This window comes from Hymenobacter nivis (genome assembly GCF_003149515.1).
Taxonomy (GTDB): Bacteria; Bacteroidota; Bacteroidia; order Cytophagales; family Hymenobacteraceae; genus Hymenobacter; species Hymenobacter nivis.
Genome location: NZ_CP029145.1, coordinates 4,788,633 through 4,810,641, shown reverse-complemented (window position 1 = coordinate 4,810,641; position 22,009 = coordinate 4,788,633). Strand labels below are relative to the sequence as shown.

The window sequence follows — 22,009 nt, the reverse complement described above, 5'->3', positions numbered from 1 at the left end:
AATCCATAAATTTATTTATATGTGCAAAATTCTTAACTTCTCAACAAAATGACTTTACTTCAAAAGATTCAAGAGCTTGGTTTCCAAGATTTTTCTTCTCTTACGAAAGCAATTAGAAAGGAAGGCCTTGGCTCAACAAGTTTAGGCTACATCTATCCCAGCGGCATATTAGCATGGTTTCATCACGCCCTCGGAATGAGTAAAGAGGAAGCAAAAAAATTATACGACGCTTTAATCAGTATGGGGCACTTACGTGAAAATGAATATGGCAACGTTTACCCAATTTAATTATGAAATTCACTACATTTTTTTATTAGAATAGTAGCTAATGTATTCTCTAGTTGCACCCAATTTAACTCTTATAAGGGCATTTACTACTCTCCAAATGGAGAGAAAATGATTGAGCTAGAAGCAGGAGGAACAGGTTAAACTTTAGTTGGAAACAAGAAATCTTCACTGTCGTGGGAAGATCCTATTTTTAATCGTGATAATGGTCTAGAAGACAAGACGGGCTACGACTATTGTTACATCACTTACCAAAATACTGGTAAAACGCAGACATTTTTCTTCGACCCAGAGCAAAAGAAAGATGGTCTATTTACTGGTGCAATTGGCGACGACGGACTACCTGTTTTAATGTTGGTGGGGATAAAGAAGTAGAATTTCCAAATCAGCTTCTTTAAGTAGAATCTTTACTTACGTATCCTCCTTCCCTTCCCTCATAGCAGCCCTCACCACCTGCCGGCGCCTGTACCGCCAGCGACGCCGCTACCAAAGCCGCCGAATGATGCTCCTGAGTAGCCGTGGTTCTAATGTTTTCCGTCTCCCAAGCTAATGAATGCACTATTCTCGGCACTGAGTCAGCGGCTGGTTGGGCTACTGCTTTTCGGCTTGGTGTTTTACTGGATATTTTTTAGGGAGCCGCCGCGTGCTCCAATCAGAATTAACCAAACCTTGGGCATTTGCGGCAGGGTGATTCAACGTGCCGATTCCCGCGGTTACCAATTGTTTCTGGGCACGCCGTGGGTCCCGTATAATTTTGATGATTTTGCCAACAAGCAGCTTTCGCCAAACAATAATTTAGGCTATTATCTGCAAACGGGGGATTCCGTCTGCAAGGCCGTCAATTCGCGCGCATTGCGGCTCAAGCGCGGTGGGCAAACCAGCACCTGGACCCTGGAGCCTGCACTGCCAGCTACGCCGCTCCCAAAGCCACCAGGCAGCGGAAACGACAGCTGCGGCGCTAGGGGCCCAGCTGCGCGACGGCAACCTGATTTTCCACACTTCGCAATCGGCCCAAAGTCAGGCCATTCAGCGGGCTACGCACTCGCCCTATAGCCACTGCGGCATCGTGTATAAAAACGCGGGCCAGTGGCAAGTATTCGAAGCCGTGCAGCCGGCGAAACTGACGCCGCTGGCCGACCGGTGGAGCCTCACCCCCGGCCCCTCTCCAGAAGAGAGGGGTGCCAATCGTCAGCTCAAAGCCAACTATTTAAATATTTGAACGCACCCCTCTCTTTTGGAGAGGGGCCGGGGGTAAGGTTTCCCGGGTGAGCAGAGCCAATGCCCCTACCCCACCCGAATCGCCCGAATCTTCTCCGCCGACAGTTCGGAAAAGTGTTGGATAATCATATCTGCCTGCACCAGGTTTTGCCCGGCCGAGTGCGGGCTGGCGTAGCCGATGCAGTAGATGCCGGCCGCTTTGGCCGCCGCCACGCCGTTGGCCGAATCCTCGATGACGACGCACTCCGATACCGGCGTACCGGCCAGGGCGGCGGCGTGCTGGAAGATGGCGGGGTTAGGTTTGGACTGCGCAAAGTCTTCGCCGCTAACCACGTGCGTGAAATAGGGCCCCAGGCCAAACCGTGCGCATACCCGCCCGATGGTGGCCTTGGAGGCCGACGAGGCCAGCACCAGCGGCACCTGGTGGGCCCGCAGGTCGTCGAGCAGCCCACGCACGTTGTCGAGCAGGTCGAGGGTCGGGTCAGTGTCGAATGCCTGGTTGAACAGTACGCGCTTGCGCAGGAGCAAGGCGTCCACGTCTTGCGTTAGTCCAAACTGCAGCTTGAGCTGCTGGAACACGTTGCGCGTGGATGATCCCAGAAACGAGGCGTATTCGGCGTCCGAAACGGCGATGCCCAGCTCGGCAAACTGGGTGAAAAAGGCGTGGCGGTGAATGGGTTCGGTGTCGATGATGACGCCATCCATGTCGAAAATTACGGTTTGAATCATGGGGCCGCTTACGGTGGTTGTGGGCAAAGGTATCGGGGCGGCGGGGCGCAACTCCGGCCGCCGGGGCCCCAACGGCCGGCGCGCGGGCCCGCGGCGGGACTATTTTTGCTTCGGGCCATGTTTTATAGTCCGTCCCGGGGCCCTCTTTTTTGCCGCTGCTTTTGCTCACGACCCAATATTCCGCCTGGTTTATCCCGCTGTGCCTGTTGGTGGGTGCGGGCTACGCCGCCCTGCAATACTCGGCCCGGGCCCCCTGGGGGACCCGCCTGAACTACGCGCTGGCTGCGCTGCGCTTCTTGGTGGTCAGCGCGTTGTGCTACCTGCTGCTGGGGCCCCTGCTCACCACCAGCACCACGCGCACCGAAAAGCCCACTGTGGTGCTGGCCGTCGACAACTCGCAATCGGTCGAATTATTCACGCCCAAGCCCGTGCTGGAGCAGGCCACCGCCGGCCTGGCCCAGCTGGCCGCCACGCTGCGCGGCAAGGGCTTCGCGGTGGAAACCCGGGCCCTGACACCCGGCCGCACGCCCGGGCCCGATTCGCTGCGCTTCACCGCCGCCAGCACCGACCTCGACCAACTGCTGGCCGGCACCCGCGCTGCCTACGACGGCCGCAACCTGGCCGCCGTAGTGCTGCTCAGCGACGGCATCGCCAACCAGGGCCGGGGCCCCGCCACGGCTGATTACACGTTCCCAATTTACGCCGTGGCCGTGGGCGACACCGTGCCCAAAAAAGACTTGCGCCTGACGGACCTCGCCTACAACCGGGTGGCGTTCAGCGGCAACAAGTTTCCGCTGAAGGCCGAGCTGGCCTTTGAGGGCTACGCCGGCGGCACCGCCACCGTGGAGCTGCGCGAGGGCCCCCGGGTGCTCGAAACCCGCCGCGTGGCTCTGCCCGTGGGCCGGCGGCGCGTGAAAGTGGCCTTCCAGCTTACGGCCCCCGCGCCCGGCAAGCGCCGCTACGAGGTGCGCGTGGTGCCCCAGCCCGGCGAATTCACGGCCCTGAACAACGCCCGGCCGGCCTTCGTGGAGGTGGTGAAGGGTAAGCTGCGCGTGCTGCTGGCCGGCGCCGCCCCCCACCCCGACCTAAAGGCCCTGCGCGCCGCGCTGCAAACCAACGACGACTTCGACCTGACGCTGGCCGTGCCCGGCATAGCCCCACTCAAAGCTGGGGCCGACTTCGACGTGGCCATTCTGCACCAGCTGCCGGCCCAGGGCGGGCTGGGGGCCGATATTCTGGCGCAGGTGCAGGCCAAGGGCGTGCCGGCGTTTTACATTATAGGAGCCCAGTCGGACCTGGCGGCCTACAACCGGCTCGGCACCGGCCTCAGCATCCAGCCCCGCGGGGCCCAAACCGACGCCGTGACGCCCCTGCCCAACCCCGGCTTCACCCGCTTCGCCTTCGACGAGGAAGCCGCCCGGCGCTTCGCCCAGTACCCGCCCGTGGCCGTGCCCTTCGCCGACCTGCGCCTGGGCCCCGGGGCCGAAGCCGCGCTCTGGCAGCAAGTAGGCCGCGTGGCCACCCAGCGGCCACTGCTGGTATTCGGGGGGCCCACCGGCCGCCGCCAGGCCACCCTGCTCACCGATGGCGGCTGGCAGTGGCGCCTGAGCGAAGCCGTAGCCCACGACGACCACCCCGAAGCCTACGACCGCCTAATAGTGCGCACCATCCAGCTCCTCACCCAAAACACCCGCAAAAAGCGCCTCGACGCCTACCCCACGCAGGACGCCTTCGGCACCCAGGACGATGTGACGCTAGCCGCCGAAACCTACAACGCAGTGTTTGAGCGCGTTTATGACCAGAAAATCGACCTCACCCTCACCAGCGACAGCCAGCGCGTGCGCCGCTTCTCCTTCAGCAACGGCCCCGATGGGGCCCCGCTGCACCTGGGGCCCCTGCCCGCCGGCCGCTACCGCTACCTGGCCCGCGCCACCCTCGGCGGCCTGGCCCAGCAAGACGCCGGCGAGCTGCTCGTGCAAAACCAGCCCCTCGAAGCCCTCGAATCCAAAGCCAACCCCAACCTGCTGGCCCAGCTGGCCCGCCGCAGCGGCCAGCGCCTTTACTACCCCGCGCAGCTCGCACAACTCACCCAGGACTTGCTGAAAGCCAACTACAAACCCATCATTTCCAGCGAAGAAAACCTGAAGGATTTGATTGACCAGAAGTGGATTTTCTTCCTGCTCCTGGCCTTCGTCACGGCCGAGTGGGCCGTGCGGAAATACTCGGGCAGCGTGTAGGCGCAGGGGCTGTTTCACAATGTTAGGCCGTCATGCTCATCTGGCTTCCGTAAAACAGAACCGCTCTTTCTGCGTCTACACCGCCAATCCATTCCGCTGTTTTATGAAACTACGAGTCATCCTCACCGGCGCTACCGGGATGGTGGGCGAGGGCGTCCTGCTCGAATGCCTGCAAAACCCCGCCGTGGCGTATGTGCTGGTGCTCAGCCGCCGGCCCAGCGGCCGCAGCCACCCCAAAATGACCGAACTGCTGCACGCCAACTTGCAGGACCTGGGCCCCATCGAAAGCCAGCTCACGGGCTATGACGCCTGCTTTTTCTGCGCCGGCATCTCGTCGATAGGCGTGTCGAAGGAAGAATACGGGCGCATAACCCACGACCTGACGCTGGATTTTGCCCGCACCCTGGCGCGCCTCAACCCGGCCATGACGTTCATCTACGTGTCGGGCGCCGGCACCGATGGCACCGGGCAAAGCGGCCAGCACTGGGCGCGGGTGAAGGGCCGCACCGAAAACGAGCTGCTGGCCCTACCCTTCCGGCGGGCCTATATGTTCCGGCCGGGCTTCATGCAGGCTACGCCCGGCCAGCGCAACGTGCCGAAATCGTACCGCTACATCGCCTGGCTGTATCCGCTGGCGCGCCTGCTGGCCCCGGCCTACGTCAGCACGATGCAGGAAGTGGGCCGGGCGATGATCAACGCCGCCAGTGCCGGGGCCCCCAAGCCTGTGCTCGAAGTGCCCGACATCGTGGCGCTGGCCCAAAATCCAGCGAGAAGTTAAAAGAGGCGCGTTAAAACCAATTGTATTTCAACGCGCCTCTTTTAACTTTTAACCACCAAATTCCACCCTTTGAAAATCTTTCTCTTGACCACAAGTGGCATCCTCGGGGCCCTGTTACTGGCGGCGGTGGCCTTCACCGGCCTCAGCCCGCAGCTGGGCGGCATGCCCACCAAGGCCGACCGGCAGCGCTTTGCGCGATCGGGGCACTACGTGGATGGCAAATTTAAGAACCTGCTGCCGACGATACAGCTGACGGAAGGCAACATGGCGTCGGTGCTGTGGAATTTTGCTTTCCGCAAGCATCCCAACACCGAGCCGCCAGGGCCCCTGCCCACGCAGCCGCTCGACTCGCTCACCATTGTGCGGAAGTCGCCCGGTTTGGTGCGCGTCACGTGGTTTGGCCACTCGGCTAGCCTGGTGGAAATGGCCGGCCAAAACATCCTGCTCGACCCCATGCTGAGCGTGGAAATGGGACCCCTGCCGCTGGTCACGCCCAAGCGCTACAACCCCCGCCTGGCCATCACGCCCGAACAGCTGCCGCCCATTACCGCCGTGCTCATCTCGCACGACCACTACGACCACCTCGACTACCAAACTATCCGTAAAATCAAGGATAAGGTGGGGCATTTTTACGTGCCGCTGGGTATTGGGGCCCACCTGCGGGCCTGGGGCGTGCCCGCGGCCCGCATCACGGAAATGAACTGGGGCGACAGCGCCCGGATGGCCGGCATCACGCTGCGGTGCACGCCGAGCCGCCACTTTTCGGGCCGCGGCCTCACCAACCGCAATTCCACGCTGTGGTGCTCGTGGGTAATGCAGGGCCCCACGAAGCGCATTTTTTACACCGGCGACGGCGGCTACGGGCCCCACTTCGCCGCCATCGGGGCCCAGTACGGGCCCTTTGATTTGGCCTTGGTGGAGTGCGGGCAGTACGACCGGCAGTGGGCCGAAATCCACATGCTGCCCGAACAGAGCGTGCAGGCCGCCCGCGACGTGCGCGCCACCGCCATGCTGCCCGTGCACTGGGGCGCCTTCACCGAGGCTAACCACCCCTGGAACGAGCCCGTGGCCCGCGCCACTGCTGAGGCCGCCCGCCTCGGCCAGCCCCTCACCACGCCGCGCCTCGGCGAGCCTGTAACTTTGGGCCCCGGGCCGCTGCCCGCCGCGCCGTGGTGGCGCTAGGGCAGCTCCAGAGGCAGTTTTTTAGAAAATCGTCAGACTATCATGCTCATCTGGCGTCCGCGCAGCCGAAGCATCTGTACCACATTAGTAATCAACTGATTTAGTCAGCGGAAAAGATGCTTCGGCTCCACTTCGTTTCGCTCAGCATGACGGTCTACTTCCCAAAAGCTTCTCCATCCAGGGGCCCCAGCTTATGCGCTACATCCTCCTCAACAAGCCCTATGAAGTCCTCACCCAATTCACCGACGAGGCGGGCCGGGCTACGCTCAAGAATTTCGTGCCCGTGCCGCATATTTATCCCGTCGGCCGGCTCGATTTTGACTCCGAAGGCCTCCTGCTCCTCACCGACGACAAGGCCCTCCAACACCGCCTCAGCGACCCGCGCTACAAGGTGTTTAAAACCTACTGGGCCCAGGTAGAAGGCGAAGTAACCACCGAGGCCCTCGAAAAGCTGCGCCGTGGCGTGGTCCTCAAGGAAGGCCGCACCACCCCCGCCCAGGCTACCGATATGCCCGAGCCCGAGGACCTGTGGGCCCGTAGCACGCCCATCCGCTACCGGGCCAATATCCCCACCACTTGGCTGGAAATCCGCATTTCGCAGGGCATGAACCGCCAGGTGCGCAAGATGTGCGCCGCCGTGGGCCTCCCCTGCCTGCGCCTCGTCCGCGCCCGCATCGACGAGCTGGACCTTGGCGAACTAGCCCCCGGCCAGTGGCGCGAGCTCACGCCCGAAGAGTCGCGCAAGCTCAAGGCCAAGTTCTCGGCCACCAAGCTTCCCGCCAACCGCCAGGTGGCCGTGAAGCCCACGCCTGGGGCCCTACCCCCAGCCGCTGCCGCGCCATCGCGCGGCCGCCGCCCGAGGCCCGGCAACGGGCCGGCCGAACGGAGCGCGCCACGCCACCCGCGCTAGGGCCCCCATCCTGCTCCTGTAGGACACCGCCGACGCTCGCATGACCCGCGCCGAAACCGACGCCGTTTTCCGCAACCTCCAGGGCCCCAAGCAGCGGCACGATTTCGCGGGCGCGGGCCATGAGCCGTACTAGCACCGCTACCCCGCCGCCTGGCAGCAGCAGGTGCGGGGATTTTTGCTTTTGGGCGCTAAGCAGCGTGGACCCTATGAGTCCGCACGTTGAAAGGGCTGCCCGCAGGCCCGTAACCCCCATGCGTTACGTTGCGCTGACGAGCTGGCAGAAAATGAGTTTTCCAAATATTCAGGCAAAGCCATGAAGTCCGGTAGAGCCCCTAAAAAGCTGTTTTTGGTGACACAATGTCACCAAAACGGGGCTGGTACGTTGCTTGTAAAAGGATCTGTAGCTACCCCCGGGCGGCTTTCCTTTTGACAATCTATCCACCTTAACTTTAGTACATCCCGCTCATGGGCAAAATAATCGGCATCGACCTCGGCACCACCAACTCGTGCGTGGCCGTGATGGAAGGCAACGAACCCGTTGTTATCCCCAACTCCGAAGGCCGCCGCACCACGCCGTCCATCGTTGCATTCCTCGACAACGGCAAGGGCGAGCGCAAAGTGGGCGACCCGGCGAAGCGCCAAGCCGTAACCAACCCCAAAAACACCATCGCCAGCATCAAGCGGTTCATGGGCCGTCAGTTCTCGGAAGTATCCGCCGAGAGCAAGTACGTGGCCTACGACCTGACGCCTGGCGCCAACAATACGGTGGCCGTGAAAATTGGCGACCGCAACTATACTCCGCAGGAAATTTCGGCGATGGTGCTTCAGAAAATGAAGCAGACCGCCGAGGACTACCTCGGCCAGCCCGTAACGGAAGCCGTGATTACGGTGCCGGCTTACTTCAACGACGCCCAGCGCCAGGCCACGAAAGAAGCCGGCGCCATTGCCGGCCTCGACGTGAAGCGCATCATCAACGAGCCCACAGCCGCGGCCTTGGCTTACGGCCTGGACAAGAAGCACAAAGATCAGAAAATTGCCGTGTACGACCTCGGCGGCGGCACCTTCGACATCTCGGTGCTGGAGCTGGGCGACGGCGTGTTTGAGGTGCTGAGCACCAACGGCGACACCCACCTCGGCGGCGACGACTTCGACCAGGTAATCATCGACTTCCTGGCCGAGCAGTTCAAGGCCGACAACGAAGGCCTCGACCTGCGCAACGACCCGATGGCCCTCCAGCGCCTCAAAGAAGCTGCGGAGAAAGCCAAAGTGGAGCTGTCCAGCTCGAACGAAACCGAAATCAACCTGCCCTACGTGACGGCCACCGCCAGCGGCCCCAAGCACTTGGTGGTGAAGCTGAGCCGCGCCAAATTCGAGCAGCTCTCCGACGCGCTGGTGCGCCGCTCGATGGAGCCCTGCAAGAAGGCCCTGCAAGACGCGGGCCTCTCGGCCAGCGACATCGACGAGGTAATTCTCGTGGGCGGTTCGACCCGCATCCCCCGCATCCAGGAGGAAGTAGAGAAGTTCTTCGGCAAGAAGCCCAGCAAGGGCGTAAACCCCGACGAAGTGGTAGCCATCGGCGCCGCCATTCAGGGCGGCGTGCTCACTGGCGAAGTGAAAGACGTGCTGCTGCTCGACGTGACCCCGCTTTCGCTGGGCATTGAGACGATGGGCGGCGTGATGACCAAGCTCATCGAGTCGAACACGACCATCCCAACCAAAAAATCGGAAACCTTTTCGACGGCTTCGGATTCGCAGCCTTCGGTAGAAATCCACGTGCTGCAAGGCGAGCGGCCCCTGGCCAGCCAGAACCGAACCATCGGCAAGTTCCACTTGGATAGCATCCCGCCAGCGCCCCGCGGCGTGCCGCAGATTGAAGTAATCTTCGACATCGACGCCAACGGCATCCTGAACGTGACCGCCAAGGACAAGGGCACCGGCAAGGAGCAGAAAATCCGCATCGAAGCCAGCAGCGGCTTGTCCGAGCAGGACATTGAGCGCATGCGCCAGGAAGCGGCCAGCAACGCCGACGCCGACAAGGCCGAAGCCGAGCGCATCAAGAAGGTGAACGACGCCGACTCGATGATTTTCCAGACCGAGAAACAGCTGAAAGAGTACGGCGATAAGCTGAGCGGTGGCAATAAAACCGCTGTCGAAGGGGCCCTCGCCGACCTCAGGAAAGCCCACGAGAGCAAAGACCTCGGCGCGATTGAAACCGCTATGACGGCCATTAACGCCGCCTGGCAGGCTGCCTCGCAGGAGATGTACGCCGCCGCGGGTGCCGATGGCGCCGGGGCCGGCCAAGGCTTCCCTGGCGGGGGCGACGGCCAGCCGCAGGACGGCAACGGCCAGCCCGCCGCCGACCACGTAACCGACGTGGACTACGAGGAAGTAGACGGTAAATAAGGACCGCAGATTCCATTGATTTAACGGATAAGAACGGATTCTAATAGCTGTTGGAGAGGCCGGAAGCGCATTGCTTCCGGCCTTTTTTTGTGCGCGTGGGCCAACGGTTTAGCTGCTTATGTTGATCAGGCTTACATAGCTTTTACATGGCCTGAAGTAGTTGCCAAATCAGCATACATAACTTGGCCATTTGGCTCCCCTCTCTTTTTTTGGAGAGGGGCCGGGGGGTGAGGCGCCCGGTAGAACGATTACGGCACGGCACGCGGCGAGAAGGGCGCTTCATTCCCGGCGGCAGAGGAAACCGGGCGGGACGGGGCGTAAATTGCCTTTGGTTTTGGCTGCTGCCGCCCGCCGTTTGCCCCGCCCCGCATGAGTTCCGTTGTTATTGCCTACCAGAAGTTTCCCACGCCCGAAGCGGCCCAGCCGCTGCTGACCCTGCTTGACGCCCAGCAGATTGCCTATGAAGCATACCACACGCGGCCGCGCTTCAACGCCGTGCTGGGTACCACCTCGGCCGAGCAGTTCGTGGTGAGTTTACTGCCCGAAGACTTCACGCGGGTACGCCAACTCGAAGAAAGCCAGGCTGCTAATGTGCCCAGCAACTTTCCGTCGGACTATTACCTGTTCAAATTTACCAACCCCGAGCTGTGGGAGCTGCTGAGCCAGCCCGACGCCTGGAGCAGCCACGACGTGGCGCTGGCCACCCATGTACTGCGCGAGCGTGGCGAAGACGTATCGGACCACATCTTACAGAACCTCAGGGCCCTGAACACCGAAAACCTGGCCGCGCCCAACCCCCGCCCCACCGCCTGGATCGTGGCCGGCTACCTGCTGGCCCTGGCGGGCGGCGTGTTTGGGCTGGGCATCGGCTGGTCGCTGTGGCGCTACCGCAAAACCCTGCCCGACGGCCGCCAGGTGCCAGGCTTCGCCCCCGCCGACCGGGCCCACGGCCGCCGTATTTTGTGGCTGGGCGTGGCCGGCGTGGTATTTTGGGTGGCAGTTCGGATGTTGGCAGGATGAGCCGGGCGCAGGGGCCCCGGGGCACTCAAAGGCTATCCGAATAAGGGCTTTCACACCAAAATTTACAGCTGCGCTTCCAGCCTCTGGGGCACTTTGGCGCCAGTAGACTTTTCGGATTTCTGACGCCTCATCTGGGTTTCCAGGCAATGGGGGCAGATGTATAAAATTTGGTACGGAAGCCCCACATCCTAATAAGGAATTGCCATCCCGACGAAGGAGGAATCTGGATAAAACCAGTCCAGAACAGTTTTCAGATTCCTCCTTCGTCGGGATGACAATTCCTTATTTCAATAGCTTCTTGATGCAAGGCCAGGCGCAGATTAGCGGCACGGGCGCGCGGACCTCAGAAGCCGTTTAAGTCGGATTTTCGGCGGCGTCGGCCACGCCGTCGGCAATTTTTTCGGCCGCTTCCTCGCGGTCTTCGGCGTCGGGCATTTCCAATTCCTCGGTTTGCTCGCGCCAGCCGGTGGGCTCGTAGCTGAGGCGGATGTAGATGGGAAAGTGGTCGGAGCCCATGTGGGTGAGGCGCTCCAGGTGCTGCAAGCGGAAGTGCGCCGAGTGGAATACGTGGTCGAGGGGCCAGCGCAGCAGCTGGTGGTCGGCGTGGAAAGTGGGCAGCAGGCCCCGGCCGATGCGCGGGTCGAGCAGCCGCGAGAGCCGCCGGAACAGCTCGGAGGTGTGCGACCACGCCACGTCGTTCAGGTCGCCGGCCACCACGGTAGGGCCGTCGTGGTGCGCTATTTCGCGGCCCACCAGCAGCAGCTCGGCGTCGCGGCGCACGCTGGTTTTGGACTCGGCCGGGGCCGGCGGGCGCGGGTGCAAAAAGTGCAGCCGCACGGGCACGCCGTTGGGCAGCTCCACCTGCCCGTGAAACGAGGGGATATCGGCTTCCAGCAAGAACCGGATTTCGGCCTGGCGCAGCGGCAGGCGCGAAAACACCAGCATGCCGTAGGTGTTGGGCAGCGGGGCGTGGCAGGTATAGGGGTACGATTTGGCGAGCGGCTGCAGCTGCTCCAGCCACCAGGCGTCGGTTTCCACGGCCAGCACAATGTCGGGCTGCCGCAGGCGGATGTGGCCCAGGATGCGCGCCGCGTCGCGGTTGTACATGAGCACGTTAGTTACCAGCAGGCTCAGGTGGTTGTCGAGGTCGGCGGCGGGGCGGCTGGCGTCGGCCACCTGCTTGCCGTGCAGCGGCGTGTAGGGCAAAATTCGGTAGGCCTGGTACCCGATGGCCACCCCCAGGGCCCCCAGCAGCGCCAGGTGCCAGGGCCCCGGCAGCGGCGGCAGCAGCAGGGCTCCCAGTAGGCTGGCCACCAGCCCGACCACAATTTGCAGGCGCGGAAAATCGCAGACACGCACCCACCAGGCCGTTTGGCGGAGCAGTGGCAACACGGTGGCCAGCAGGGCGGCGGCGCTCAGCAGCCACGTCAGCCATTGCGCCAGGGTAAGCAATAAATTCATCAAAAACAAAGGTAGTAATCGGCCCCGGCTGGGCCACCTGCCTTGAACGAGCCGCCGCGGGCCGCGTTGGGCCCCCGGGGCCGGCAGCTACCTTTGGAGCATGGAAATTCTGCTGGCCACATTTACCACCCTGTTTTCGCTCGTAAACCCCTTTGGGGCAATGCCGGTTTTCCTAACCCTCACCAGCGACGACAGCGGCGCCGAGCGCCTGCGCATTGCTCTGCGCGCCTGCCTCTACATGGTGGCCATCCTGAGCGTGGCTTTTTTAGGCGGGCAGTATATTCTCAACTTCTTCGGCATCAGCATTCAGCACTTGCGCATCGCGGGCGGCATTCTGCTCATGCGCTCGGCCTTCGACCTGCTCACGCCCGGCGCCAACCGCGACCGGGTGGGCCCCGCCGCCCTCGAAGAAAGCAAGCTCAAAGACGACGTAAGCTTCACGCCGCTGGCCATGCCTATGCTCTCGGGGCCCGGCTCGATGGCCATTTGCATCGGCCTCATCCGCCCCAGCTATCCCGATAAGTTACTGACGCTCTTGGGCTTCACGCTGGTAGCGCTGGCCAGCTTCGCGGTGCTGGCCTCGTCGCTGCGCCTCACGCGCTTGCTGGGCCGGCCGGGCATGGCGGCCCTGGCGCGCATCATGGGCTTCATCACGCTGGCCATCGGCGTAAACTTTTTCGCCACCGCCATTGGGGCCCTGTTCCCGGGGTTGACGAAATAGCGCACCCGGTACCGGGCCCCAGGGCTCGGGTTTGCCCTCGCTGGGGGGGGCCAGCAGGCGACGCGGCGGCGTACTGGCTAGAACCTTGCGCTAATTATTTGGTTATGAGGAAGAAATAATAGACAATTTCAGCACGCAGCTTAATATAATAATATTACTATCTTGGACAAATGAACGTCCAGGTATACCAGCCGGCGCCGGGGTTGCGCCCGTTTTTTAAGGCTTACTTCACCATTGTGGGCCCCACTGCCCCCGTTTCGGTGCCCATTCTGCCTTGCACCTACACGGTGATGTAGTTCAGTTTTGCTGCGCCCATACGGCTCGATGGCCCGGCCAACGGCAACAATATTCTGGCCCCGCTCACGGTGTGCGGCCAAACGGCGCGGCCCTTCGCCATGCACTTCACCGGCGAAGTGGCCACCCTGGGCGTGATGGTGGAGCCGGCCACCTTCCGGCTGCTGTTCGGGGCGGTCATGAGTGATTTGGTGGACCACGTATTTGACGCCGCAGCACTGCTCGGCAGCGTCCGCACCCGCCACCTCCACGCCGAAATGGAGCGCCATTGCCAGCAGCCGGCCGTGCTGGTGGCCGCGTTTGAGCGGTTTTGGTACCGCACGCTCTCGGCCAAAACCTCGGTGCCCACGGGCGTGGCCGGGGCCCTGGCGGCCATTCGAGCCGGCGGGGGGCAGCAGCCGGTGGGCAAGTTGGCGCAGCACCTGGGTATCGGCCGCCGCACCCTGGAGCGGCGCTTCGCCGAGCACGTCTACCTCAGCCCAAAGGGCTGGTCGCGGCTAATGCACTTCAATAATGTGCTGGGCACCTTGGCCAGCCGCCCGGCCCTGACCCAGGCCGCGCTGGAAAACGGCTACTACGACCAGGCGCACTTCCAGCACGAGTTCCGGGCCCTCTCCGGCCTCACGCCTCAGCAGTTTCTGGCCGCCATGCAGGCGCGGGCGCCCCACCCGCTCGATACCCTGGCCGCCACCATTCTTTGACGCATTTTTACAAGAACACAGGCGGGCGGCGGTTGGAATTTTGAGGCAGCAAAAGCCCGCCGCTTTTGGCCTATTCCCTTCACTTTTCCGCCCTCGTCGTGAAATACCTTCCTTTCTTCGCTGTTCTGCGCCGCCCGGCGGCCTGGCTTTTCACAGGGGCCCTGCTGGGCGCGCACCCGGCCCGCTCGCAAGCGCCTGACTTACTGGCCGCTACCTACTACGTAACGGGCTGGCTCCCCTTGGGCGGACCCACCTTAGGTGAAGAAGCCCCCCACCTACTCGCCGCGCCCGCGCCCATTCCGCTCACGGTGGGACAGTCCGTCAAAACCACTGCGGCGAGCGACGAAGCCCAGCTGTATACGTTCCATATGATGGCCGGGCAGGTGGCGCACGTAGTAGCAGACCAGCAGGGCGCGGACGTGGTAGTAACGGCCCAGGACCCGAACGACCAGCCGCTGGCCGAAGTCGATAACCCCAACGGCAGCAAGGGCTTAGAAATCCTCTGGCTGCAAGCCGCCACCGCCGGCAACTACCGCGTGGCCGTGCATCCGCTCGAAAAAAACAGCACCGGCACCTACCAAATTACCCTCGAAGCCGTGCGCGCCGCTACCCCGGCCGACGCCCAGCGCCTGCGTGCCCAGCAGCTCATGGCCGAAGGCCGGAAGCTGCGCGGGGCCCTCACGTTGCGCGCCTCGTCGGCGGCTGAGCGGCAGGCGGCGACCGACAAATTTGCGGCCACCTACGCTACCTGGCACGAGCTGAAAGACGTCCGCGAAGCCAATTTGGCGATGCTCAGCCTCGCCATTACCAGCGCCAACGCCGCGCTGGTGGCGGCCAAGCTGCCCTCTTCCACCAACAAGATGACGGTGTATTACAGCCCGGGGTTTGAGGCTAGGGCCCTGGCCATCCGCGCCAATTTAGAACCGGCCCTGGCCTTCCTCACTACCAAGCTGCACGTCAGCCCCGTCGTCAATCTGGCCATCCTGAACCAGGCCGGCTGGCTACTGCCCCATCCCCAGCTTCAGATACCCTATGGCACCCCGCATAGCGTACCCGGCTTGGTACTGCTACCTGCCACCCTCGAATTCGATAAGGCAGTGGTGGCCGCCCTGAAAAGTGGCCTGACCGCCTCGCAGCTGCGGGCACTGGAGGCCGCTGGGGGCTTTATCGAACAGCAGATGCAGGCTTATTTTGAGGACATTGCTTACCACGAAATGGGCCACCTCTACGCATATGACTACGGTGTGAAAGCGCCCACGCATTGGATCAGCGAGTTTTTGGCGACTTACCTAATGGAGTCTTATTTAATTGAAAACTAGCCCGCGCGGGACAGTAATATGCAGCGAATGAGTGAGGCCTTCGTGCAGGGCACCCACCCGGAACATACCTCGCTCGGCGATTTTGAGCGCCTCTACAGCGGGGTCTCGCCCATGAATTATGGCTGGTATCAAGGCCAGTTTGCCCTGCGGGCGGCCACCGTGTACAGCACCGAAAAATTCGGCCTGCTGGACAAAATGAAAGCCGCCTTTCCCTTCGCCCCCGGCCCCCGGCTGGCCCCGGCCGATGTGCTGCGGCGGGTCGACCAGCTCTCGCCGGGCTTCGCCGCCTGGGACCAACAGCTGACGCCAGCCGCGGCCACCACCAAGTAGGCCAAACCCAAAACGCAAGGCCAGAATGGCCCCGGCGCCCGTGCGCCGGGGTTATCTTTGTTTTGACTTATGACGATGAAAAACGACCTCTACCTGCGCGCCGCCCGCGGCGAAACCACCGAGCGGACGCCCGTGTGGCTCATGCGCCAAGCCGGACGCATCCTGCCCGAGTACCGCGCCCTGCGCGCCCGCCTCTCCGGCTTCAAAGAGCTAGTGGAAACCCCCGAGCTAGCCGCCGAAGTCACCATTCAGCCCATCGACGCGCTGGACGTGGACGCGGCCATCATCTTCTCCGACATCCTGGTGGTGCCCGACGCCATGGGCCTGCCCTACGAGATGGTAGAGGCCCGGGGGCCCCTGTTTCCCAACGTCATCAAGTCGGCCGCCGACGTGGATAAACTGCGCATCGCCGACCCCGCGGAGCACCTCGGCTACGTGCTGGAGGCGCTGCGCATCACCAAGCGGGCCCTGAACGGGCGCGTGCCGCTGATCGGTTTCGTCGGGGCCCCCTGGACGATTCTGGCCTACATGGTGGAGGGCCACGGCTCCAAAACCTTCAGCAAGGCCCGCGGCATGCTCTACCGCGAGCCCGCCCTGGCCCACCGGCTGCTCGAAAAAATTACCGCCACCACCATCGCCTACCTGCAAGCCCAGGTGGCGGCCGGGGCCCAGGTGGTGCAGGTGTTCGACTCGTGGGCCGGCATCCTGCCGCCCGCGCACTACGCCGAGTTCTCAACGCGCTACATCGCCCAGATTTGCACCGCCCTCGCGCCGCTGGCGCCCGTCACGGTATTTGCCAAAGGCGCGTGGTGGGCCGTGGCGGACTTTGCCGCCCTGCCCTGCCGCACGATAGGCCTCGACTGGAACCAGGACCCCGCCGCCGTGCGCCTGCTGGCCGGCGACAAAACCCTGCAAGGCAACCTCGACCCCTGCGCCCTCTACGGCTCCCGCGAGCAAGTAAAAGCGGCCACCCAGGCCATGCTGCGCCAGTTCGCCGGGGGCCCCCACATCGCCAACCTCGGCCACGGCGTCTACCCCGACACCGACCCCGACAACGTGCGCGTTTTCGTGGACACGGTGAAGGAATGGCGGGGTTAGATTGGTGCCGTAGTCCCCTACTTTTATAAAATTCACCTTCTAATTCTTTTCGCGTGGAAACCAAAGATGCCAACGGGATCCTACTCACTGAAAGCGACCCCGTTACGCTCATCAAAGACCTCAAAATCAAAGGCTCGTCGCTGACACTGAAGCGTGGCACGCTGGTCAAAAACATCCGCCTCACCAGCTCGCCCGCCGAAGTTGAGGGACGGGCCGGCGGTAGTGCGATGGTGCTCAAAACGGAGTTTTTGAAGAAAGCCTAACGCAGTTTACCCCATGCTGAGCGAGAAGGAAAAAATGCTGGCCGGCGAGTTGTATTTGGCCACCGACCCGGTTTTGGTGCAGGAGCGCACCCGCGCCAAGCGCCTGCTGCACCGCCTGAACGTGACGGAGTACCTCGTGACGGACGCCGCGCGCGCACTGCTGGCCGAACTGGTGCCGCGCGCCGGGCCGAATTTCTACGTTGAACCGCCCTTCCACTGCGACTACGGTAGCAACATTTACTGCGGCAGCAACGTGTATTTCAACGTGAACTGCGTGGTGCTGGACGTGGCCAAGGTCACCATCGGCTCCAACGTCATGTTTGGGCCCGGCGTGCAGCTGTACGCGGCCACCCATCCGCTCGACGCCGTGATGCGCCGCACGCTGGAACTGGGGCGGCCCATCACCATTAGCGACGACTGCTGGCTTGGGGGTGGGGCCATCGTCTGCCCCGGCGTAACCATTGGCGCGGGCTGCGTTATCGGGGCCGGGGCGGTGGTTACCAAGAACGTGCCGGCGTATTCGCTGGCGGTCGGCAACCCGGCCCGCGTCGTGAAAAACTTGAGGGCCCCGGCGTAGGGGCCCCGGCGCTACAGCCCCGCCTCTTCTGCTTCTTCCAGCAGCCGCTGTTTCTCAATCGGCACCACGCCCACTTGCTCACACACCAGCCCGCCGCCGAGGTTGGCCAGCGCGGCCAGGAACGGCGCGGACTGCCGCAGCGCCACGCACAACGCCGCGATGCTGATAACCGTATCGCCGGCCCCCGACACGTCGGAAATAGTGCGCAGGTGGGCCGGCAGGTAGATTTTTTGGTCGGCCTGCTGGGCAAATACGCCGTACTCGGAAAGCGTCACCAGCACGACTTCGGGCTGTAATTCTTCGCGCAGCCGGGCCACGCCGGCCTCGAAGCCCGGGCGGTCGGTGGCAGGGTCGCCGAACTCCAGCTTGAGGCCCTCGCGCAACTCTTTCAGGTTGGGCTTGAACAGGGTGCAGCCGCGGTAGGCCAGGAAGTTCTTCTTTTTGGGGTCGACCACCGTGGGAATGCCGCGCGCCCGGGCCCGCGCAATGCAGGTGGCGATGATGTCCGCGCGCAGCACACCCTTGTCGTAGTCTTCAAAAACCACCACGTCGGCTTGGGCCAGCAACTCGTCGTAGGCCCCCAGCAGCTGCACCGTTTCGGCGGCGTTGAGGTCAGTTTCCACTTCCGAGTCGATGCGCAGCAGCTGCTGGCCCTGGGCTAGGATGCGCTGCTTTACGGTGGTGGGCCGGTGCGGGCTGCGGACGAGGCCGGCGGCAGGCAAGCCGCGCTGGCGCAGCAACTCCAGCAGCTGGTCGCCGCCGGCATCGTCGCCAATCACGGCGCAAAGCAGCGGCGTGGCCCCCAGCGCCTGCACATTCAGGGCCACGTTAGCGGCGCCGCCGAGGCGGTTTTCGGTGCGGGCCACGTGCACCACCGGCACGGGCGCCTCGGGCGAGAGGCGCGTGGCGCGGCCCCACACATAGGCATCCACCATCACGTCGCCCACGATGAGCACGCGCAGGTTGTTGAAATCAGCAAAGAGCTGGGAAAGCGTATCGGCAGGCATTGCGGCAGGAAGAATAGGGCCCCCAAAGGTAAAGGCCCGCGGCAGGAGCACGCCGAAGCGCACCGCTATCACGGGCCTTGTACTCAATCTACATCACTGGTCGTCGGCGAAAATGTAGCGCGGACTTTAGCTTCGTGCTACAAAAACTACAATTTGGCCAGGCTCTTCTTGATGCGCTGGAAGGCTTCCACCAGCTTATCATCAGCGGCGGCGGTGCTGAAGCGCATGCACTGCGGGGCCCCAAACGCCTCGCCCGACACGGCGGCCACGTGGGCATCACTGAGCAGGTAGAGGGCTAAATCGGCCGAATTTTTGATGACCTGACCCTCGGCTGTGGTGCGGCCGAAGAACGCCGACACGTCCGGAAATACATAGAACGCGCCGCTCGGCGTGGGCATCACCAGGCCGGGAATGTCCTTGGCGATGTCCAACACCAGGTCGCGGCGGCGGTGGTAGGCCGTTACCATCTCGTCGGCGCTGCCGTGGCCACCGATTAGGGCGGCGGTGCCGGCCTTCTGGGCGATGGAGCAGGTGCCGGACGTGATTTGGCCCTGGAGCTTATCGCAGGCCGAGGCAATATCGGCGCGGGCGGCGAGGTAGCCCAGGCGCCAGCCGGTCATGGCGTAGCCCTTCGAGAAGCCATTAACGGTGATTACCCGGTCTTTAACCTCCGGAAAACGGGCCAGGCTGTAGTGCTCGCCCACGAAGTTGATGTACTCGTAAATCTCGTCGGCCAGGGCATACACCTGCGGGTGGCGGGCCAGCACGGCGGCAATTTCGCCCAGCTCCTCCTTGCTGAACACGGCCCCCGTGGGGTTGCACGGCGAGGAGTACATGATGAGCTTGGTACGGGGCGTGATGGCGGCTTCGAGCTGCGCGGCGGTGGCCTTGTAGTCGTTTTCGAGGCTGCCCACCAGCGGCACGGGCACGCCCTCGGCCAGCTTCACCATCTCCTCGTAGCTCACCCAGTAAGGCGAAAAGACAATGACCTCATCGCCGGGGTTCACCAGGCTGAGGATGGCGTTGGCCAAGGCCTGCTTGGCGCCGGTGCTCACCACAATATTGGTGGGCAGGTAGTCCAAGTCGTTCTCCTTCTTCAGCTTAGCGCAGATGGCTTGGCGCAACTCCAGCGTGCCGGGCACCGGCGTGTAGAACGTGAAGCCATCGTCAACGGCCTTCTTGGCGGCGTCCTTGATGTACTGGGGCGTCTGAAAATCAGGCTCGCCGAAGCTCAGGCTGATGACGTCAACGCCCAGCGCGGCCAATTCGCGGGCTTTTTTGGCCATGGCAATGGTCGCCGATTCCGTCATCGCCAGCAAGCGGTTGGAGAGCGGCGACGCGGGGGCAAGTACTTCGGGCATAGCGGACAGCGGAAAAATTTGCATCGCAAAGGTATTGGCTGCGCCTAGCCAAACCGCACGCTATTCTATTTTTCCGCCGCTGGGGGCCCCACGGCCTGCCCCAGCCGCCGCCAGCAGCGCCACAAAATACCCACGTCCTGCCCCGGGGTGTAGTTTTTGGCATACAGCAATTCGAGGTGTTGCCGGGTGCCAGTACCAGGAAGGCCGTGCGCAGCAGCAGCGTCGGCGGGCGAGAGCACGGCGGGCCGCGCCTGGGCCGGGCCGGGCGTGTGGCGCAGGCCCACCCATGTGGCCTGGCCCCGCAGCACGGCCGCCGCGTTGCGCACAAATCCCTGGCGGTCAGCTTGAAACCAAATAAGCATGGGCCCCAGCAGTAGCAGGGTAGCGGCGCTCAGCACGTCGAGCAGGCGCTTGGCGCGGGCGGGGCCCGGCTGGTGCAGGTTCAGGGCGCTGTGGAGGGCGTAGTAGTTGCCGGGCGCGTCTTTGCGGCTGCTGCCGATGATGTAGGCGCTGGCCTCGGGTAATATTTTGTAGGCCACCGGCGGCGTGGCGGGCAGCGCCAGCATCAGGCCGATAATTTGGCTGGCTAGTAGGTCGCGGCCGCAAAAAATTAACTCGTCCAGCGCGTACAGGTGCACCAGATCAGGCAGTTGGCGCAACTCGCCCAGGGCCTCAGCCGGTGCGTGCGCCAGGGAGTGCCCGGGCGGCGGCGGCACCAGCACATCGGTGGCCTGGGGTCCTACGGCCACGTAGCCCACGACGCGGGCGGGCACGGCGGCGGCTTCGAGCAGCTGGCACACGCGCTGGCTCTCGGCCGCCGAGCCCACGATGGCAATGTTCTTCGGGCGGGGCTTGCCCAAATGTAAGTTTTGGTATTTTACGAAGTGCGTGGCCAGTTGCCGCCCCACCAGCGCCACCAGCGCCCAGGCCCCGCCCAGCACGATGAGCGCCTTGGAAAACCGCCAGGCATCCAGGAAATTCGACGCCGCTGAAATCAGCACCGTGCCCACCAGGATGCCCCGCGCCAGGCGGCCCAGTTTCAGGGGCCGGCCGTAGCCGCCGCTCAGGTAGGCCGAGGCCAGCCACATGGCGATGTAGCCCGGCACGGCCACCAACAAAAACTGCGGCGGATAGGGCCCCGGTGGGTATTTAAAATGGGCTTCCCAGTACGATTTCAATAAAAACATGCCCCCGTACACCAGGCCGGCATCAAGCAGCACCGGCGCGACGCGACGCACCAGGCGCTCAAAAATGGCGGCCCCCGCCCGTAGCCAGATGGCGGTGTTGATGAGCAGCGACACCAGGCCGGCGGGCCCTGGGGCAAAATGCTTGCGAGCAAAAATCACCATCGCCCGATAAAACACGAGCACGTAGTTGACGCTCGTGCGCCGGGTGCTTTCGCCCTTGTAGTGGATGATGCGAGCCCCGGGGAAATAGTAGTTTTTCCAGCCGCCCAGCGTAAGGCGGTACGAGAGGTCGATGTCCTCGCCGTACATGAAGTAGTCTTCGTCGAGCAGCCCCACCTGGGCCAGGGCCGTGCGGCGCAGCAGCATAAACGCCCCGCTGAGCACGTCCACTTCGTGGGTTTGGCTTTTATCCAAATACCCCAGGTGGTAGCGGCCAAAAATGCGCGAATTGGGCAGCAGGCGGCTCAGGCCCAGCATTTTGCACACCGCCACGGCAGGCGTAGGCAGGCCGCGCTTGCTCTCGGGCAGGAAGCGGCCCTGGCCGTCGAGCATGTGCACGCCCAGGCCCCCGCCGGCGGGATGCGCGTCCATAAAATCGCAGCAGGCCCGGAAGGTATCTTCCTCCACCACCGTGTCGGGGTTGAGCAGCAGCTGGTACTGGCCGGTGGCGCGGCGCAGGGCCTGGTTGTTGGCCTTGGCGAAGCCCGGGTTATGCTTGTTTTCGATCAGCCTAACCTCCGGGAAACGGGCCCGCACCATCGCTACCGAGTGGTCGGCCGAGTTGTTATCCACTACGAACACTTCCACCGGGGCCCCCAGCTTTTCGGCCGCCCGCCGCACCGATAGCAGCGCCTGCTCCAGGAAATAGCTGACGTTGTAGCTGACGACGACGACGGAGAGTTTGACCACGGCAGGCGAAAGTAGGGTG

21 protein-coding genes are annotated in these 22,009 nt (G+C 63.1%); 16 read left to right on the top strand and 5 right to left on the bottom strand.

The window, feature by feature from the left end; genetic code table 11:
• The first annotated feature begins 48 nt into the window (after positions 1 to 48).
• Both DDQ68_RS23210 and DDQ68_RS21370 read left to right on the top strand, forming a co-directional pair.
• Complete coding sequence (locus tag DDQ68_RS23210; protein ID WP_162550314.1) at positions 49 to 288, top strand: hypothetical protein; 240 nt, start codon at positions 49 to 51, stop codon at positions 286 to 288.
• Positions 289 to 1,153: 865 nt separating this feature from the next.
• Positions 1,154 to 1,504: a C40 family peptidase gene (locus DDQ68_RS21370; RefSeq protein WP_109658110.1), complete on the top strand. Its 351-nt coding sequence runs from the start codon at positions 1,154 to 1,156 to the stop codon at positions 1,502 to 1,504.
• Positions 1,505 to 1,569: 65 nt separating this feature from the next.
• On the opposite strand, the gene DDQ68_RS21365 is transcribed toward DDQ68_RS21370, so the two are convergent.
• On the bottom strand, positions 1,570 to 2,232 hold the full coding sequence (locus DDQ68_RS21365) for an HAD family hydrolase (RefSeq protein WP_109658109.1): 663 nt from the start codon (positions 2,230 to 2,232) through the stop codon (positions 1,570 to 1,572).
• A gap of 161 nt (positions 2,233 to 2,393) precedes the next feature.
• Here DDQ68_RS21365 and DDQ68_RS21360 point away from each other — a divergent pair, with 161 nt between their 5' ends.
• The 6 genes from DDQ68_RS21360 (at position 2,394) to DDQ68_RS21335 (ending at position 10,762) form a co-directional block, all read left to right on the top strand.
• Positions 2,394 to 4,469, top strand: a complete 2,076-nt coding sequence (locus DDQ68_RS21360) for a VWA domain-containing protein (protein WP_245897172.1) — start codon at positions 2,394 to 2,396, stop codon at positions 4,467 to 4,469.
• 103 nt (positions 4,470 to 4,572) lie between these two features.
• The gene (locus tag DDQ68_RS21355; RefSeq protein WP_109658108.1) at positions 4,573 to 5,247 is read left to right on the top strand and encodes an NAD-dependent epimerase/dehydratase family protein; all 675 of its coding nucleotides are present in this window, start codon (positions 4,573 to 4,575) and stop codon (positions 5,245 to 5,247) included.
• A gap of 69 nt (positions 5,248 to 5,316) precedes the next feature.
• Positions 5,317 to 6,429, top strand: a complete 1,113-nt coding sequence (locus DDQ68_RS21350; protein WP_109658107.1) for an MBL fold metallo-hydrolase — start codon at positions 5,317 to 5,319, stop codon at positions 6,427 to 6,429.
• Between the two features lie 193 nt (positions 6,430 to 6,622).
• Positions 6,623 to 7,339 (top strand): pseudouridine synthase, encoded by a 717-nt coding sequence (locus DDQ68_RS21345; RefSeq protein WP_109658106.1) that lies wholly within the window; start codon positions 6,623 to 6,625, stop codon positions 7,337 to 7,339.
• A gap of 465 nt (positions 7,340 to 7,804) precedes the next feature.
• Positions 7,805 to 9,742 carry a molecular chaperone DnaK gene (gene dnaK, locus DDQ68_RS21340; protein ID WP_109658105.1) on the top strand — a complete coding sequence of 646 codons (1,938 nt, stop codon included), beginning with the start codon at positions 7,805 to 7,807 and terminating at the stop codon, positions 9,740 to 9,742.
• Positions 9,743 to 10,111: 369 nt separating this feature from the next.
• Entirely contained in the window at positions 10,112 to 10,762 is a 651-nt protein-coding gene (locus tag DDQ68_RS21335) for a hypothetical protein (protein WP_109658104.1), read from the top strand.
• Between the two features lie 354 nt (positions 10,763 to 11,116).
• On the opposite strand, the gene DDQ68_RS21330 is transcribed toward DDQ68_RS21335, so the two are convergent.
• Positions 11,117 to 12,223: an endonuclease/exonuclease/phosphatase family protein gene (locus DDQ68_RS21330; protein ID WP_109658103.1), complete on the bottom strand. Its 1,107-nt coding sequence runs from the start codon at positions 12,221 to 12,223 to the stop codon at positions 11,117 to 11,119.
• 100 nt (positions 12,224 to 12,323) lie between these two features.
• On the opposite strand from DDQ68_RS21330, the gene DDQ68_RS21325 reads away from it, so the two are divergent.
• The 8 genes from DDQ68_RS21325 (at position 12,324) to DDQ68_RS21295 (ending at position 17,526) form a co-directional block, all read left to right on the top strand.
• On the top strand, positions 12,324 to 12,944 hold the full coding sequence (locus DDQ68_RS21325) for a MarC family protein (RefSeq protein WP_109658102.1): 621 nt from the start codon (positions 12,324 to 12,326) through the stop codon (positions 12,942 to 12,944).
• 170 nt (positions 12,945 to 13,114) lie between these two features.
• Positions 13,115 to 13,240: a hypothetical protein gene (locus DDQ68_RS24340; protein ID WP_281271053.1), complete on the top strand. Its 126-nt coding sequence runs from the start codon at positions 13,115 to 13,117 to the stop codon at positions 13,238 to 13,240.
• Positions 13,241 to 13,309: 69 nt separating this feature from the next.
• Entirely contained in the window at positions 13,310 to 13,939 is a 630-nt protein-coding gene (locus DDQ68_RS21320) for an AraC family transcriptional regulator (RefSeq protein ID WP_109658101.1), read from the top strand.
• 98 nt (positions 13,940 to 14,037) lie between these two features.
• Positions 14,038 to 15,258, top strand: coding sequence for a hypothetical protein (locus DDQ68_RS21315; RefSeq protein ID WP_162550313.1), 1,221 nt, complete (start codon positions 14,038 to 14,040; stop codon positions 15,256 to 15,258).
• A gap of 27 nt (positions 15,259 to 15,285) precedes the next feature.
• Positions 15,286 to 15,588, top strand: a complete 303-nt coding sequence (locus tag DDQ68_RS21310; protein WP_162550312.1) for a hypothetical protein — start codon at positions 15,286 to 15,288, stop codon at positions 15,586 to 15,588.
• A gap of 69 nt (positions 15,589 to 15,657) precedes the next feature.
• Complete coding sequence (gene hemE / locus DDQ68_RS21305; RefSeq protein WP_109658098.1) at positions 15,658 to 16,686, top strand: uroporphyrinogen decarboxylase; 1,029 nt, start codon at positions 15,658 to 15,660, stop codon at positions 16,684 to 16,686.
• A 53-nt stretch (positions 16,687 to 16,739) separates the two neighbouring features.
• Entirely contained in the window at positions 16,740 to 16,949 is a 210-nt protein-coding gene (locus DDQ68_RS21300; protein WP_109658097.1) for an alkylphosphonate utilization protein, read from the top strand.
• A 13-nt stretch (positions 16,950 to 16,962) separates the two neighbouring features.
• Complete coding sequence (locus DDQ68_RS21295; protein WP_109658096.1) at positions 16,963 to 17,526, top strand: sugar O-acetyltransferase; 564 nt, start codon at positions 16,963 to 16,965, stop codon at positions 17,524 to 17,526.
• 11 nt (positions 17,527 to 17,537) lie between these two features.
• Here the strand turns inward: DDQ68_RS21295 and DDQ68_RS21290 are convergent, their stop codons facing one another.
• From DDQ68_RS21290 to DDQ68_RS21280, 3 genes are all read right to left on the bottom strand, one after another.
• The gene (locus DDQ68_RS21290; RefSeq protein ID WP_109658095.1) at positions 17,538 to 18,533 is read right to left on the bottom strand and encodes a bifunctional heptose 7-phosphate kinase/heptose 1-phosphate adenyltransferase; all 996 of its coding nucleotides are present in this window, start codon (positions 18,531 to 18,533) and stop codon (positions 17,538 to 17,540) included.
• Between the two features lie 146 nt (positions 18,534 to 18,679).
• Positions 18,680 to 19,894, bottom strand: coding sequence for a pyridoxal phosphate-dependent aminotransferase (locus tag DDQ68_RS21285; RefSeq protein WP_109658560.1), 1,215 nt, complete (start codon positions 19,892 to 19,894; stop codon positions 18,680 to 18,682).
• Between the two features lie 65 nt (positions 19,895 to 19,959).
• Positions 19,960 to 21,990 (bottom strand): glycosyltransferase family 2 protein, encoded by a 2,031-nt coding sequence (locus DDQ68_RS21280; protein ID WP_109658094.1) that lies wholly within the window; start codon positions 21,988 to 21,990, stop codon positions 19,960 to 19,962.
• Positions 21,991 to 22,009 lie beyond the last annotated feature (19 nt).

What these genes read in the sequence shown, in the direction of transcription:
- DDQ68_RS23210 (WP_162550314.1), top strand. Translation starts at nt 49, where the DNA reads ATGACTTTACTTCAAAAGATTCAAGAGCTTGGTTTCCAAGATTTTTCT.
- DDQ68_RS21365 (WP_109658109.1), bottom strand. Translation starts at nt 2,232, where the DNA reads ATGATTCAAACCGTAATTTTCGACATGGATGGCGTCATCATCGACACC.
- DDQ68_RS21355 (WP_109658108.1), top strand. Translation starts at nt 4,573, where the DNA reads ATGAAACTACGAGTCATCCTCACCGGCGCTACCGGGATGGTGGGCGAG.
- DDQ68_RS21345 (WP_109658106.1), top strand. Translation starts at nt 6,623, where the DNA reads ATGCGCTACATCCTCCTCAACAAGCCCTATGAAGTCCTCACCCAATTC.
- dnaK (WP_109658105.1), top strand. Translation starts at nt 7,805, where the DNA reads ATGGGCAAAATAATCGGCATCGACCTCGGCACCACCAACTCGTGCGTG.
- DDQ68_RS21335 (WP_109658104.1), top strand. Translation starts at nt 10,112, where the DNA reads ATGAGTTCCGTTGTTATTGCCTACCAGAAGTTTCCCACGCCCGAAGCG.
- DDQ68_RS21330 (WP_109658103.1), bottom strand. Translation starts at nt 12,223, where the DNA reads ATGAATTTATTGCTTACCCTGGCGCAATGGCTGACGTGGCTGCTGAGC.
- DDQ68_RS21325 (WP_109658102.1), top strand. Translation starts at nt 12,324, where the DNA reads ATGGAAATTCTGCTGGCCACATTTACCACCCTGTTTTCGCTCGTAAAC.
- DDQ68_RS24340 (WP_281271053.1), top strand. Translation starts at nt 13,115, where the DNA reads ATGAACGTCCAGGTATACCAGCCGGCGCCGGGGTTGCGCCCGTTTTTT.
- DDQ68_RS21310 (WP_162550312.1), top strand. Translation starts at nt 15,286, where the DNA reads ATGAGTGAGGCCTTCGTGCAGGGCACCCACCCGGAACATACCTCGCTC.
- hemE (WP_109658098.1), top strand. Translation starts at nt 15,658, where the DNA reads ATGACGATGAAAAACGACCTCTACCTGCGCGCCGCCCGCGGCGAAACC.
- DDQ68_RS21295 (WP_109658096.1), top strand. Translation starts at nt 16,963, where the DNA reads ATGCTGAGCGAGAAGGAAAAAATGCTGGCCGGCGAGTTGTATTTGGCC.
- DDQ68_RS21290 (WP_109658095.1), bottom strand. Translation starts at nt 18,533, where the DNA reads ATGCCTGCCGATACGCTTTCCCAGCTCTTTGCTGATTTCAACAACCTG.
- DDQ68_RS21285 (WP_109658560.1), bottom strand. Translation starts at nt 19,894, where the DNA reads ATGCCCGAAGTACTTGCCCCCGCGTCGCCGCTCTCCAACCGCTTGCTG.